Origin of the sequence: uncultured Shewanella sp. (genome assembly GCF_947497935.1) — a bacterium.
Lineage (GTDB): Bacteria > Pseudomonadota > Gammaproteobacteria > Enterobacterales > Shewanellaceae > Shewanella.
In genome coordinates this window covers 69,895-84,522 of sequence record NZ_CANMIO010000010.1, presented here as the reverse complement: position 1 = coordinate 84,522, position 14,628 = coordinate 69,895, and the positions used below count along the sequence as shown (strand labels likewise).

13 protein-coding genes are annotated in these 14,628 nt (G+C 46.1%); all 13 read left to right on the top strand.

The genetic code is table 11. From position 1 onward, the window contains the following. Window positions 1-21 precede the first annotated feature (21 nt). Window positions 22-825, top strand: coding sequence for a flagellar hook assembly protein FlgD (flgD, locus tag Q1A86_RS13050; protein WP_299807355.1), 804 nt, complete (start codon window positions 22-24; stop codon window positions 823-825). Window positions 826-913: 88 nt separating this feature from the next. Further along, the gene (gene flgE / locus Q1A86_RS13045) at window positions 914-2,275 is read left to right on the top strand and encodes a flagellar hook protein FlgE (protein WP_299807218.1); all 1,362 of its coding nucleotides are present in this window, start codon (window positions 914-916) and stop codon (window positions 2,273-2,275) included. A gap of 668 nt (window positions 2,276-2,943) precedes the next feature. Continuing rightward, window positions 2,944-3,687: a flagellar basal-body rod protein FlgF gene (flgF, locus tag Q1A86_RS13040; RefSeq protein ID WP_299807216.1), complete on the top strand. Its 744-nt coding sequence runs from the start codon at window positions 2,944-2,946 to the stop codon at window positions 3,685-3,687. Window positions 3,688-3,697: 10 nt separating this feature from the next. After that, complete coding sequence (gene flgG, locus Q1A86_RS13035; protein WP_220760114.1) at window positions 3,698-4,486, top strand: flagellar basal-body rod protein FlgG; 789 nt, start codon at window positions 3,698-3,700, stop codon at window positions 4,484-4,486. A 22-nt stretch (window positions 4,487-4,508) separates the two neighbouring features. Continuing rightward, window positions 4,509-5,183: a flagellar basal body L-ring protein FlgH gene (flgH, locus tag Q1A86_RS13030; RefSeq protein ID WP_299807213.1), complete on the top strand. Its 675-nt coding sequence runs from the start codon at window positions 4,509-4,511 to the stop codon at window positions 5,181-5,183. A gap of 40 nt (window positions 5,184-5,223) precedes the next feature. After that, entirely contained in the window at window positions 5,224-6,315 is a 1,092-nt protein-coding gene (locus tag Q1A86_RS13025; protein ID WP_220760202.1) for a flagellar basal body P-ring protein FlgI, read from the top strand. Between the two features lie 28 nt (window positions 6,316-6,343). Beyond that, a complete protein-coding gene (flgJ, locus tag Q1A86_RS13020) occupies window positions 6,344-7,450 on the top strand; it encodes a flagellar assembly peptidoglycan hydrolase FlgJ (protein WP_299807211.1) in 1,107 nt (368 codons plus the stop codon). 43 nt (window positions 7,451-7,493) lie between these two features. Further along, window positions 7,494-9,416 carry a flagellar hook-associated protein FlgK gene (flgK, locus tag Q1A86_RS13015; RefSeq protein ID WP_299807209.1) on the top strand — a complete coding sequence of 641 codons (1,923 nt, stop codon included), beginning with the start codon at window positions 7,494-7,496 and terminating at the stop codon, window positions 9,414-9,416. 51 nt (window positions 9,417-9,467) lie between these two features. Further along, on the top strand, window positions 9,468-10,658 hold the full coding sequence (flgL, locus tag Q1A86_RS13010; protein ID WP_299807207.1) for a flagellar hook-associated protein FlgL: 1,191 nt from the start codon (window positions 9,468-9,470) through the stop codon (window positions 10,656-10,658). A 94-nt stretch (window positions 10,659-10,752) separates the two neighbouring features. Next, a complete protein-coding gene (locus Q1A86_RS13005) occupies window positions 10,753-11,574 on the top strand; it encodes a flagellin (protein WP_299807206.1) in 822 nt (273 codons plus the stop codon). 291 nt (window positions 11,575-11,865) lie between these two features. Continuing rightward, on the top strand, window positions 11,866-12,684 hold the full coding sequence (locus Q1A86_RS13000; RefSeq protein ID WP_299807204.1) for a flagellin: 819 nt from the start codon (window positions 11,866-11,868) through the stop codon (window positions 12,682-12,684). A gap of 140 nt (window positions 12,685-12,824) precedes the next feature. Beyond that, window positions 12,825-13,211, top strand: coding sequence for a flagellar protein FlaG (locus Q1A86_RS12995; protein WP_299807202.1), 387 nt, complete (start codon window positions 12,825-12,827; stop codon window positions 13,209-13,211). Window positions 13,212-13,253: 42 nt separating this feature from the next. Then, window positions 13,254-14,618, top strand: coding sequence for a flagellar filament capping protein FliD (gene fliD, locus Q1A86_RS12990; RefSeq protein WP_299807200.1), 1,365 nt, complete (start codon window positions 13,254-13,256; stop codon window positions 14,616-14,618). Window positions 14,619-14,628: the final 10 nt, after the last annotated feature.

The window sequence follows — 14,628 nt, the reverse complement described above, 5'->3', positions numbered from 1 at the left end:
TGGAGGTAAATTTTGAGCCTTATAAATCCGCTGACCGCAACGCAGACGGCGCCGAGTCAGACTCAACAGACGAATGCTATTTCGCCGCAAACTGCTCAAGCGGCGACCCAAAGTACGACAGCATCGGCGACCAACACTGAACAGACATCTACAGGGAATCCGTTTCTTGATGGCTTACGTCTGCCTGAAGAAAATCCGATCCCAGAGCCTAATAGCCAAGAATTGACCCAAGAGGATTTCTTTTCGCTGTTGAGCCAACAGTTGTCGATGCAAGATCCGTTTAAGCCTGTTGAAAATGATCAGATGATCCAGCAGATGGCTTCTTTTTCAACCGTAGATGGGATCAGTAAGCTAAATGAAGAGATTATAAACCTTAATGCGTTAACCAGTTCGAGTCAGGCGTTACAGGCATCGGGGCTTGTTGGGCAAAAGGTGCTTATTCCCTCCGATACAGCTCATATCTCTGCAGATGATCCGAGTATGAAGGGCATTATTAGTACGCCTAGTCCTATCGAATCTATCACTGTTCGTATTGAAGATGATAAAGGACAGTTGGTCACTACCTACAGCGTGGATGGTAGTGCTGGTGGCAATATCGATGTGAGTTGGGATGGTTTAGACAAAAATGGTGAACCTGTTGCCGAGGGAAGTTATACCTTCAAAGCCAGCGGCAAGGTAGATGGTACGAGTGAAGAATTACCAGTATCGACCTATGCCCACGTTACCAGTGTGTCATTGGGAACCGCTGCGACGGGCGCTATTTTGAACTTACGCGGCGTTGGTGGCATTAAGATCAGCGATGTCTTAGCGGTATCAGAAACTTAATTGCTAGACAGATATATTCAGGGGCGATTGGCTACAAGCTATGTATCAATTTCCCCGAAATCGAATTTAATAAGGATTGAGGTGAATCATGTCATTTAACATTGCATTGAGCGGTATATCGTCTGCGCAAAAAGATCTAAATACAACTGCAAACAACATCGCAAACGTAAACACCACAGGCTTTAAAGAATCCCGTGCTGAATTTGCTGATGTCTATGCAAGTTCTATTTTTGCCAATAGCAAAACCACGGTCGGCGGCGGTGTGGCAACCAGCCAAGTCGCGCAGCAGTTCCACCAAGGTAGTATGCAGTTTACCAATAACTCACTCGATATGGCGATCAATGGCGGCGGCTTCTTCGTGACTTCATCTGAAGTCGGTTCACAAGATCACTCTTACACTCGCGCCGGTGCTTTTAAGTTTGACTCTAACAATTATATTGTGGACTCTGCAGGTAATTTTTTACAGACCTTCCCAGTCGACAAAGATGGTAACTCCACATCTGTGAGTTTAACCACGACTAAGCCTGTACAAATCCCAGATACTGCAGGTAGCCCAGTAAAGACAGATAACGTTGGCATTCAGATGAACCTCAATGCGGGTGAGGGCACACTTGACCCAGCTGCTTTCGATCCAGATGACCCAGAGACATTTAATAACTCTACGTCTGTCACCATCTATGACTCACTCGGCGAGCCACACATTCTTACCTCTTACTTTGTTCGTCCACCAAATGCGGCCCATACAGGTGAAAGTAACTGGGTAGCATTCTATGCGGTGGACGGTAAGCAAGTCGATTTAGATCCTGCTGCTGGAGAGTATGATATTGATACCGATGGTGACGGCACAGTCGACGGACAAGCAAGCGCTGAGAACGCAGCGGGTTGGAAAGGCGCGGCTGTTTCATTTAATGATACTGGAGCCTATACCGGCAGTAACCCTGCTGTTATCACAACAGTGCCTCTAGGTGTGGGTGGCGCTAACGTATTAGGTCCTGGAGCCGACGGTAGCCAGACTCTGACACTTAACTTTAATAATCCGACCCAGTACGCCTCGCCGTTTGAAGTGACAGAATTGACTCAAGACGGTACAACAGTAGGTCGTTTGACTAACGTTGAAGTCGGCGCCGATGGCTTGATTAATGCGAGTTACAGTAACGGTTCTACCGTACCATTAGCACGTGTTGCCTTGGTGAGCTTTGCAAACGAGCAAGGACTATCTCAAGCGGGTAATACCTCTTGGAAAGCCAGCTTAGATTCGGGCCCAGCGTTAGCGGGTGAGGCAAACAGCGGTACCTTTGGTAGCATTCGCTCATCGGCGCTTGAACAGTCAAACGTTGACTTGACAACTGAGTTGGTTGACTTGATTTCGGCGCAGCGTAACTTCCAGGCGAACTCAAGAACCCTAGAAGTGAATAACACGCTACAGCAGACAGTTCTGCAAATTCGATAAGCTTTAAAAGCTAAGAAGGGCGGACTCCGTCCTTCTAGGTCGCTTCGCTTCTAGGACGTTCGCAGGCTCACTGCGAGATCCTAGGAAAAGCACAAGAGCCGAACGCTTCGCTCACGGAAGACGGAACGTTCGCAGGCTCACAAACCGATAAGGTTCTAGGGCGTTCGCAGGCTCACTCATAGGGCGGTATAAGCTAAGAAGAACGCCCTACGGGCTGCTAGGGCGGACTTCGTCCTGCTAGATCCTAGGGAAAGCACAAGAGCCGAACGCTTCGCTTACGGATGACGGAACGTTCGAAGGCTCGCTCACAGAAACGCTTAGTTGACCACATCAGACGGGACAAAATTTTCCGGCTTTTTCGGCTAAGCTTTATTCGGCTTTAAATCGTTTATGCTTTAATCTGTTAAGTCTTTTCCGTAAGCGAAGCATTCCGTAAGGCCACAGGCCGTTCCATCTTTGCATTACCATCTCAGCTTTTCTCATCTTAGTTTTAACCTAGAACCTATTTTTTAAACCTCGAACCTTCTTTTAACCTAGGATCTAGAAGTCGCAACGCGACGCCCTCGAAGTGACGTAGTCACGTCCTAGCAGCGAAGCGTCCTTCTTTATCTATCTTGGCACGATGTTTGCTATTTATTTCGTTAGACGGAAGTTTGACGGAGTGTTACGTGGACAAATTGCTCTATGTCGCGATGAGCGGCGCAAAACAGAATATGAATTCGTTGGCGGTCAGTGCCAACAATTTAGCCAACGCCAATACCGATGGATTTAAATCCTCTCTCGCCCAAGCTCGCTCAATGCAGGCATTTGGCGAAGGTTTGCCTACACGCGTGTTCTCCATGACCGAAACTCCGTCAGCTAATTTTGCCAGTGGTCCGATAAAGACCACTGGGCGTGATTTAGATATTGCCGTAAAAGGTGATGGCTGGATTGCGGTGCAAGCCGAAAATGGCGGTGAAGCTTATACCCGCTCAGGCAGCCTACGTTTCGATAACTCTGGTGTACTGCGTAATGATAAAGGCACCGCAGTGATGGGCGACAATGGTCCTATTGTATTGCCGCTGCCGATTGAAAAAGTCGAAATCTCTCAAGATGGCATCGTGTCTGTACGTCCATCGGGAGCGACTGCCGAGGTGGTTGAAGAGGTTGCCCGCATCAAGTTGGTCAACCCAGGAAATGAAAATTTAATGCGCGGGGAAGACGGTTTGTTCCGTTTGATGTCTGGTGAGAATGCACCGGCTGACCCGAGCGTTGGTCTGCTAAGTGGCGCAGTCGAAGGCAGCAACGTCAATGCAGTCCACGAAATGGTATCTATGATTGACCTGCAGCGTCAGTTCGAGATGCAAGTGAAAATGATGAAAACCGCAGAAGAGAACGATCGCGCGTCCTCTTCCTTAATGCGCATAAGCTAGGAGAGATACTATGCATCCCGCTTTATGGATAAGTAAGACTGGTTTAGACGCTCAGCAAACCGATATTTCTGTAATTTCTAACAACGTGGCTAACGCCAGCACCGTTGGATTTAAAAAAAGCCGTGCGGTGTTTGAAGACTTGCTCTATCAAAACGTCAATCAAGCCGGTGGCATCAGTGCATCTAATACTAAGATGCCAAATGGCTTAAGTATTGGTGCGGGTACTAAGGTCGTGGCCACCCAAGAGATGTTTACCCAGGGCAACATGCTCACAACGGATAACTCGTTAGATTTGATGGTTGAAGGACCTGGATTTTTTGAAGTGCAACTTCCAGACGGTACTGCCGCTTATACCCGTAATGGCCAGTTTAGCTTAGATGATACCGGACAGATCGTAACGCCAGGGTCGGGTTATGTGGTCCAGCCTTCGATCACTATTCCAGACGATGCCACCAGTATTACGGTATCGGCAGAAGGTGAGGTTTCAGTTAAGACCCCAGGTAATGCTGAAAACCAAGTGGTGGGGCAGTTAGCGATATCTGACTTTATTAATCCGTCAGGACTCGATCCTATGGGGCAAAACTTGTATATGGAAACGGGCGCGAGCGGCACACCAATCCAAGGCACCGCTTCGCTTGATGGTATGGGTGCTATTCGTCAAGGTGCGCTTGAAACTTCAAACGTTAACGTGACCGAAGAGTTGGTTAACTTGATCGAGAGTCAGCGTATTTATGAGATGAACTCAAAAGTGATCTCAGCGGTTGACCAGATGCTGTCTTACGTTAACCAAAATCTTTAAGATTTTTTAAGAGGCTTTGATTATGAAGCGTTTGTGGGCATTTATCTTTATGGCTGCCTTATCGGGTTGCAACTCGACCAATGGTAAGCCGATTGCTGACGATCCCTATTATGCGCCAGTTTATCCCGAGGCGCCGCCGACTAAAATCGCTGCAACAGGCTCTATGTATCAAGATAGTCAGGCATCTAGCCTCTATTCAGATATTAAAGCCTTGAAGGTGGGTGACATCATAACTGTGATGTTGATGGAGCAGACTCAGGCGAAAAAGAGCGCTAATAACGAGATCTCTAAAGGTACCGATTTATCGCTTGATCCCATTTATGCTGGCGGCGGCAATGTCACCATCGGCGGTAATCCTATCGATCTGCGCTACAAAGACAGCATGAACACCAAACGTGAATCAGATGCAGATCAAAGCAACAGTTTGTCAGGCAGTATCTCGGCGAATGTGATGCAGGTGCTGAACAACGGTAACTTGGTGATCCGCGGTGAAAAATGGATAAGCATTAATAACGGTGACGAGTTCGTTCGCATCACAGGTATTGTGCGAGCGCAAGATATTCGACCAGACAATACGATTGACTCACAGCGAGTCGCCAATGCACGTATTCAGTACAGCGGCACCGGAACATTTGCTGAAGTGCAGAAAGTGGGTTGGTTAGCTTCGTTCTTTATGGGTAGCTGGTGGCCATTCTAGGCCGACCTTTGGTATGAGCCCAGATTAAGGATTTAGGATGATGAAATTAAAATTGGTTTTGCTCTGTGCAATCTTAGCCTTGAGCGCCCCAGTACATGCACAGCGGATCAAGGATATCGCTAATGTACAAGGGGTTCGTAGTAACCAGCTGATTGGTTACGGCTTAGTGGTGGGTTTGCCGGGGACGGGTGAGAAGACCCGCTATACCGAGCAGACCTTTAAAACTATGCTGAAAAACTTTGGTATTAATCTGCCTGATAATTTCAGACCTAAGATTAAAAACATTGCGGTTGTTGCCGTGAGCGCAGAAATGCCGCCGTTTATTAAACCGGGTCAAACCTTAGATGTGACGGTTTCAAGCTTAGGTGAGGCAAAAAGCTTACGGGGTGGCATGCTGCTGCAGACCTTTCTAAAAGGGGTCGACGGTAATGTGTACGCGATAGCTCAAGGCAGCATGGTGGTCAGTGGCTTTAGCGCCGAAGGCATGGATGGCTCAAAGGTGGTGCAAAACACGCCAACAGTCGGTCGAATTCCCAATGGCGCCATCATTGAGCGTACCGTGGCGACGCCTTTTTCTACGGGCGATCACTTGACCTTTAACTTGCGCCGCGCCGATTTCTCTACCGCGAAGCGTTTAGCTGATTCGATTAATGACTTACTAGGCCCAGGCATGGCAAGACCTCTCGATGCGACATCGGTGCAAGTGAGTGCCCCAAGAGATGTATCTCAGCGAGTGTCATTTTTGGCAACCCTTGAGAATATTGAAGTCGAGCCAGCTGCTGAGTCTGCCAAGGTGATTGTCAATTCTCGTACTGGCACAATTGTTGTGGGTCAAAACGTCAAATTATTGCCAGCAGCTGTAACCCATGGTGGCTTAACGGTGACAATCGCTGAAGCCACCCAAGTTTCTCAGCCTAATGCCTTCGGTAATGGGCAAACTGTAGTGACGACAGACAGTACAATTGATGTGGCAGAAGAAGACAGTCGCATGTTTATGTTTAACCCCGGCACCACGCTAGACGAGCTCGTCAGGGCTGTTAACTTGGTAGGCGCAGCGCCTTCTGATGTACTTGCTATTCTAGAAGCGTTAAAGATGGCAGGCGCTTTGCATGGTGAACTGATAATTATCTAAATATTGTCAGTTTTATTGGAAAGGTGTCATGGAAAAGCTGTCGAACGCATCGCAATTTCTGGATCTTGGAGGCTTGGACTCATTAAGGTCCAAGGCTCAAAACGATGAAACCAGTGCGTTAAAAGAAGTTGCTCAGCAATTCGAAGGGATCTTCGTACAGATGCTGATGCAAAGCATGCGTGACGCCAATGCTGTGTTTGAATCTGACAGCCCAATGAACAGCCAGTACACCAAGTTTTATGAGCAGATGCATGATCAGCAGATGTCGCTCAATCTGTCGGGTGAAGGTATGTTGGGCCTAGCCGATTTAATGGTGCAGCAACTTGACCCAGCCAACAGTCCAATGACGCCGGCCTCTGTACTACGTGGTGATATCAACGCCGGCTCTAAGGCTGCAGCATTGACCATGGGTAGACCGGATATGCTGCAGATGCCGAGTTCTCGTGTTGCCACTGCTGATGTTACATCTGTTCAAGCTGATCCATTTGCTCAAGCTGCTCCCTTTGTGGCTCAGTCTCAGGCTAATAGCGCTCAAGTTGCTCCAGCACCAACTTTTAGCGCCAAGACTCAAACATTAGATTCAGTATTGAGTGGCAAAGTATTGCCGTCGGCGGCAGCCAATGCTGATAAGTCTCAGGCAAATTTTACCAGCCAAGATGAGTTTGTGGCGCGTTTATATCCTCATGCACAAAAAGCGGCTCAAACCTTAGGAACCACACCCGAAGTCTTGATTGCACAATCTGCGCTAGAAACAGGCTGGGGTCAAAAGATGGTGAAAGGCCATCAAGGTCAGCAAAGTAATAATCTATTTAATATTAAGGCTGATAACCGTTGGCAAGGCGAACAAGCATCGGTGAGCACCCTGGAATATGAGCAAGGGATCGCGGTTAAGCAGCGAGCTAATTTCAGGGTTTATGACGATATCGGTCAGAGCTTTAATGACTTTGTCTCATTTGTCTCCAACGGGGAGCGATATCAAGATGCAATGAAGCAGGCAGCTAATCCACAAGCTTTTATTCGCTCTTTGCAAGATGCTGGCTACGCTACCGACCCTAAATATGCCGATAAGGTTATTCAGGTGATGAAAACGATTACTCGAGACTTCAAAGATGTCTTACAAGGGGTTAAGCAATGAAAAATCATTTTGTGAAACCTCTTGAAGCAAGGAGCCAGTACGCATGTCTTTAGATCTAATGAATATTGCTCGCACAGGTGTACTGGCTTCACAGTCTCAGCTGGCGATAACCAGTAATAACATCGCCAATGCCAATACGGCAGGCTATAACCGCCAGGTGGTCTCACAGTCGGCGCTGGACTCACAGCGCATGGGCAATGACTTTTATGGCGCGGGTACCTATGTGTCTGATGTCAAGCGTGTCTATAACGACTATGCCACAAGAGAGTTACGCATTGGCTCTACCGCTGTCAGTGAATCACAAACCACTTTTACTAAGATGAGCGAGCTTGACCAACTGTTCTCGCAAATTGGTAAGGCGGTACCGCAAGGATTAAATGATTTCTTCGCTAGCATGAACGCACTGGCTGATATCCCCGGTGATTTGGGGCTACGAGGTTCAATGCTGACCAGTGCTAACCAATTAGCTAACAGCATTAATCAGATGCAAGGGCATCTCGATAGTCAGATGACTCAGACCAATGATCAGATCTCAGCGGTTACCGACCGAATAAATGAGATCAGTAATGAGCTAGGCAGCATTAACCGTGAACTGATGAAGTCTCAGGGTCAAGATATGCAGTTACTGGACAAGCAAGATGCCTTGATCCTAGAGCTGAGCGAGTATGCCTCTGTCAACGTAGTGCCGCTTGAATCCGGTGCTAAGAGCGTGATGTTAGGCGGATCTATGATGCTGGTTTCCGGCGAGATGTCGATGCAAATGGGCACAGTGCAGGGCGACCCCTACCCGAATGAGTTACAGATCACCGCGCAATCGGGTGATAAAAGTATGATTGTTGATGCAAGCAAACTTGGCGGCCAGTTAGGGGCTCTAGTTAATTATCGCGATGAAACATTGCTGCCCTCGCAAATGGAACTAGGTCAATTTGCCTTAGGGGTAAGCGACGCGTTTAATCAAGCTCAAGCACAAGGCTTCGATCTCAATGGTCAAGTGGGCGCCAATATTTTTACCGATATTAACGATCCTTCGATGCAACTAGGTCGTGTTGGCGCACTATCAAGTAATACTGGTACAGCAAATCTAAGCGTTAACATTGATGATGTGGGCAGTTTAACAGGCAGTAGTTATGAGCTTAAATTCACCGCACCATCGACCTATGAGTTAAAAGATGCCGTTAGCGGCAATATTACGCCGCTAACACTTAACGGTACCAAACTTGAAGGCGCTAATGGTTTTAGTATCAATATCGATGCAGGTGCGCTGGCCTCGGGTGATACCTTTGAAATTCGCCCAACTTCAAGTGCAGCGGCTTCATTATCGGTTGAAATGACCGACCCTAAAGGTATCGCAGCAGCAGGTACTAAAATTACCGCCGATGCGGCGAATACTGGCAATAGCCAAGTTAATCTCGTAAGCATCGATGATAGAACCGACATTAATTTTCCCGTTACTGGCTCTGAGCTCACATTTGAAGTCGACCCATCGGCGGTACCACCAACATTTGAAGTGTTTGATGTTAACGGTACCTCACTTGGCGCGGCTGCGGCTTACACTCCGCCTAATATCAGTGCTCACGGTTTTACCTTCGAGATTGATTCTACTGCGGCGACTACAGAGAAGTTTACTTTCGACTTGTCCTTCGCCGAAGGTGATAACAGCAACATGGTGAACATGGCTAAGTTAAACGAAGCCAAACTGATGAATGGCGGCAAAACAACGCTTACGGATGTATTTGAAAACACAACTGTGGGGGTGGGCAGTAAGACTAAGTCGGCAGAAATGTCTATGGGATCGGCTGAAGCGATTTTTAACCAGGCCTATACCCGAGTTCAAAGTGTGTCTGGGGTTAACCTTGATGAGGAGGCGGCAAATTTGATGCGTTTTCAGCAGTCTTATCAAGCATCGGCTCGGATCATGACCACAGCCAATGAAATATTTAACACACTATTTAGCTCACTGCGCTAACTCTGAAGCTTTAAAGAGTGACCACAGGAATAGGATTTAGGAATTAAGACTATGCGAATTTCAACCGCGCAAATGTTTCATCAAAACATTAATAGTGTGACTCAAAAGCAATCGCTAACGAGCCAGATTATAGAGCAGTTATCGACAGGGAAGCGCGTTAATACTGCTGGGGATGATCCGGTTGCGGCTGCGGGAATTGGCAATCTGAATCAACAAAATGCCATAGTCGATCAGTTTTTGAAAAATATTGATTATACCAAAAACCGTCTGTCTATCTCTGAAAGTAAACTTGGCAGTGCGGCAACGATCGCTAGCAGTGTCAGGGAGCAAGTTCTTAGGGCAGTAAACGGCACATTAACCGACTCTGATCGGCAAACTGTTGCCGATGAGATGCGCGGAAGCCTAGAAGAGTTGATGGTGATAGCCAACAGTAAGGATGAATCGGGTAATTACTTGTTCAGTGGATTTAATACCGACAGTCAGCCTTTTGAATTCGATGCCAGCGGTAATGTGGTATATCACGGTGATAGTGGCGTACGAGATAGCGTGGTTGCATCGGGCACGACTATTGGTGCCAATATTCCTGGTGATCTCGCTTTTATGAATTCTGCTAATGGTTTAGGGGATTATAGCGTCAATTATTTGGCCTCTCAAACGGGTGAGTTTTGCGTCGAGAGCGCTAAAGTGACAGATCCAGCGACACACCTTGCAGATACCTACACATTTAACATGGTAGGTAATGATTTAGAGGTTAGAGATTCGTCAAACACAGTAGTAACCACGGTGACAGCATTTGATCCCAACAACCCAGTTTCATTTAACGGTATAGAAGTGAAACTCGATGGTAAACCCGCACCGGGGGACTCATTTACCATGGAGCATAAGCCTGAAGTAAGTTTGCTGGATACCATTAATAGTGCCATTGCGCTAATCGAAGATCCCAATAAGGTAAATACACCCGCAGGTAAGTCAGAGTTGGCACAGATGTTGAATAATATCGACAGCGGAATGAAACAATTGGATGTTGCACGAGGTGTAGCTGGTAATAGCTTAAAAAGCTTAGACAGTTATAGCGCGACTCATGAAGAAGAAAAGATTGTAAACAACTCGGCTTTATCTATGTTGGAAGATTTAGATTATGCCGAGGCGATAACGCAATTGGAGCAACAGCAACAAGCTCTAAATGCCGCATCAAGCGTATTTACTAAGGTCGGCACAGTGTCACTATTTGATTATATCTAATAGGTAATGTGGGCCTAAATAACTCGAACTCAAATTAACCGAAATTAGCCAAGTCTGAAGTCTTGGCGGCAACTTTAGATAAAGGAAATTAAAGATGGCTATTACCGTTAATACTAACGTTACATCGATGAAGGCACAGAAGAACCTTAATACCTCTAGTCAGGGTCTAGCGACATCAATGGAGCGTCTATCTAGTGGTCTTCGTATTAACAGTGCAAAAGATGATGCTGCAGGTTTGGCGATCTCTAACCGTTTGAACTCACAGGTTCGCGGTCTTGAAGTTGGCATGCGTAACGCTAACGATGCAATTTCGATTGCGCAAATCTCTGAAGGCGCGATGCAGGAACAGACAAACATGCTGCAGCGTATGCGTGACTTAGCTATCCAATCTGAAAACGGTGCCAACAGCGCTGATGATTTAACGGCTATTAAAGAAGAGATGGATCAGTTAGTCACTGAAATTACAGCTATTGGCGACAGTACTGCTTTCGGTAATACCAAGCTATTGACGGGTGATTTCTCTGGCGGTAAGAACTTCCAGGTCGGCCACCAAGATGGTGAAGATGTAACGGTTACCGTTAAAAAGACTGACGCGACTACGCTGTCTGTTAATGCGCTAGATGTAACAACTTCAGCGGGCCGTGATACCGCTATTGGTCAGATTGATGCGGCGATTAAAAATATCGATACACAACGTGCAGAGCTCGGTGCGGTACAAAATCGCCTGTCTCATAACATCAGTAACAGTGCTAATACTCAGGCAAACGTTGCCGATGCTAAGAGCCGTATCGTGGATGTCGATTTTGCTAAAGAAACCGCTGAGATGACAAAGAATCAGGTACTACAACAAACAGGTAGCTCTATGCTTGCTCAAGCTAATCAGCTACCACAAGTTGCACTATCTCTTCTTGGCTAATGTTCTAGCTGAATTAGACAGATAATCTGCAGTAGCAGATGAGTGAGAAAGATCCATATTGACTGCCGAGGCAGTGAATATGGATTTTCTGTTTATATCAACAAATTATCATTTTTATATTTCTTTAAGTTATTGTTTTATAAAGGTGTGCATTAAAAGTACTAAATTTTTTTTAAAAAGCACTAAAGATTAAAAAATCACTGCCGTTAAAGTTACTGTAACCCAATAGACCCGCCTGGCGTAAATAGACAGGCAAGTTTTAAAGCCAGGTATTTTAAGAGGAAACAAATTATGGCTATTACAGTAAATACAAACGTGACTTCAATGAAAGCACAAAAGAACTTGAATGCTTCTAGCCAAAACTTGGCTACCTCTATGGAGCGTCTATCAAGTGGTCTTCGTATTAATGGTGCGAAAGACGATGCTGCGGGTCTTGCAATTTCTAACCGTCTAGATTCACAGGTTCGTGGTCTAGAAGTTGGTATGCGTAACGCTAACGATGCAATTTCGATTGCGCAAATCTCTGAAGGTGCGATGCAGGAGCAAACAAACATGCTTCAGCGTATGCGTGACCTTGCCATTCAATCTGAAAACGGTGCAAACAGTGCAGACGACCTAACAGCAATCAAAGCTGAAATGGATGAGTTAGCGACAGAGATCACTTCTATCGGTGACACTACCGCATTTGGTAATACCAAACTAATGGACGGTGGTTTCTCTGGTGGTAAGAGCTTCCAAGTTGGTCACCAAGATGGTGAAGACGTAACGGTTACCGTTAAAAAGACTGATGCTACAACACTGTCTGTTGGTACACTAGACGTAACGACTTCAGCTGGTCGTGATGCTGCAATTGGTAAACTTGACGCGGCAATCAAAAATATCGATGGTCAGCGAGCAGAGCTAGGTGCGATTCAAAACCGTCTATCTCACAACATCAGCAACAGTGCAAACACTCAAGCTAACGTTGCAGATGCTAAGAGCCGTATCGTAGATGTGGACTTCGCTAAAGAAACTGCTGCAATGACTAAGAACCAAGTGCTACAGCAAACAGGTTCAGCTATGCTTGCACAGGCAAACCAGTTACCACAAGTCGCTTTATCTCTTCTTTAATCGAGTTTGCTCCAGTTTGAGAGTAAAAGCTTAAAGCGGTAATTTAAAAGGGAGATTCGTTATGAGTCTCCCTTTATTGTTTGTATTATATGGCGTTATGAGTAGAGGTTGGCGTCTTTAAGAGTGTTGTGGAGGTAGATATGACAATGGATGTGAGTTACGCAGGTTCCACAAACCCTACAGCGATAAAATTGGAAGTCTCCCCTCCTGTTCAGGAGACTGAGAAATCGGCAGGTTTAGGGCAACAAAACCAGAGTAATGATGCGCTAAATAATGCTTTGGTTAATGAGGAGTCTGAAACGCAACAGGAAATGCTACATGGTGTCGTTAATGAGCTTACTGATATGATGTCATTGATGCGCAAAGGCTTAGCTTTTAAAGTTGATGAATACTCAGGTCAGAGCGTTGTTAGTGTTATGGATGTCGACTCAGGCGATGTTATTCGGCAGATCCCAAATGAAGAAGCGTTAGAGTTGGCACAAAAGCTTGCAGAAGTGGCGGGATCCTTGCTTAAGACTGAAGCATAACAGGCGCGTCAAAAATTAAACTATTTTGTCTAGGGGGCAAAAATGGCATTAACAGCAACCGGTATAGGTTCTGGCTTAGATATCAACACCATTGTTGGGGTGTTAGTTGATGCCGAAAAAATACCCAAAGAAGCGATTTTCGATAAAACGGAAGAGACTATTGAATCAAAGGTCTCCGCTATTGGTACTCTTAAGAGCCAGTTGTCGACTTTCCAAGATGCTTTAGAAAAACTGAGCGATCCAAATGCACTTAATATCCGCAAAGTCTCTACCGGTGAAAGTGACTTTTTTACCGCGACTGCAGATAAGAATGCACAATCGGGCAGCTATCAAGTACAAGTAGAGCAGCTAGCTAGCTTTCATAAAGTGGCTGGCGTTAATGTGGCTGATGCTACGGCACCTGTTGGTCAGGGAACTCTCGATCTTTCCGTTAATGGTAAAGCCTTCTCTGTTGATATTGAGGCGGGAGATTCACTTGAAGCTATCGCTAAAAAAGTTAACGAATCAGCCGATAATTCAGGTGTTACTGCAACCATTATTAAAAGTGATGGCGGTAGCCGGTTGGTCTTTAGTTCAGATGAGTCTGGTACTGACAACCAAGTCAGCGTAACAGCAACTGATACGGTTGGCTCTGGCCTCAATGATATGTTTGGTGCGGGTAACTTGACCGAATTACAAGCGGCACAAAATGCCGTGGTTTATATTGATGGTCAGAAAGTGACTTCGCAAAGCAATAATGTTGAAAATGCAATTGCAGGTGTAACGCTATCGCTTACCGATGCCGATGTTAATAAAACCTCCACCTTAAAAATTGAGCAAGATGATGAGGCTGTTAAGGAAAACATTAAAGGTTTTGTTGATGCCTATAATACACTCATTGAGTCAATAGATAGCCTGTCAAAATATGATGTAGAAAAAGAGGAGGCTGCAGCCCTCCAAGGTGACTCGATGATCCGTTCTATCGAATCACAACTGCGTAATATGATCAGTAACCGTGTTGATGTCGATGGTGAAACGATTGCGCTTTATGACATTGGCATCGAAACCGACAGATACGGCAAGATGTCCATCAATGACGAAAAGCTTGATAAGGCATTGACCGAAGACATGGGGGCCGTTGAGGGGTTGTTTTCCACTCCAGATACGGGGATTGCCAGCAGCTTAGATACGGTTGTAGATGGCTATGTGAAGTCTGGTGGGTTAATTGATAGCCGCAATAACGCATTAACAGCGGAGCAGCAGCGATTGGATGATCAACGAGAATCATTTTCATTAAAGATGGAAATGCTGCAAGCCCGTCTGTTCAAACAGTTTAACGCCATGGACTTGATTGTAGGTCAGTTGAACCAACAAAGCGCAGGCCTTGCTGAGCGTCTGAATTCATTGCCTGGTGTCGTTGGACAATAGTTATTTCGCT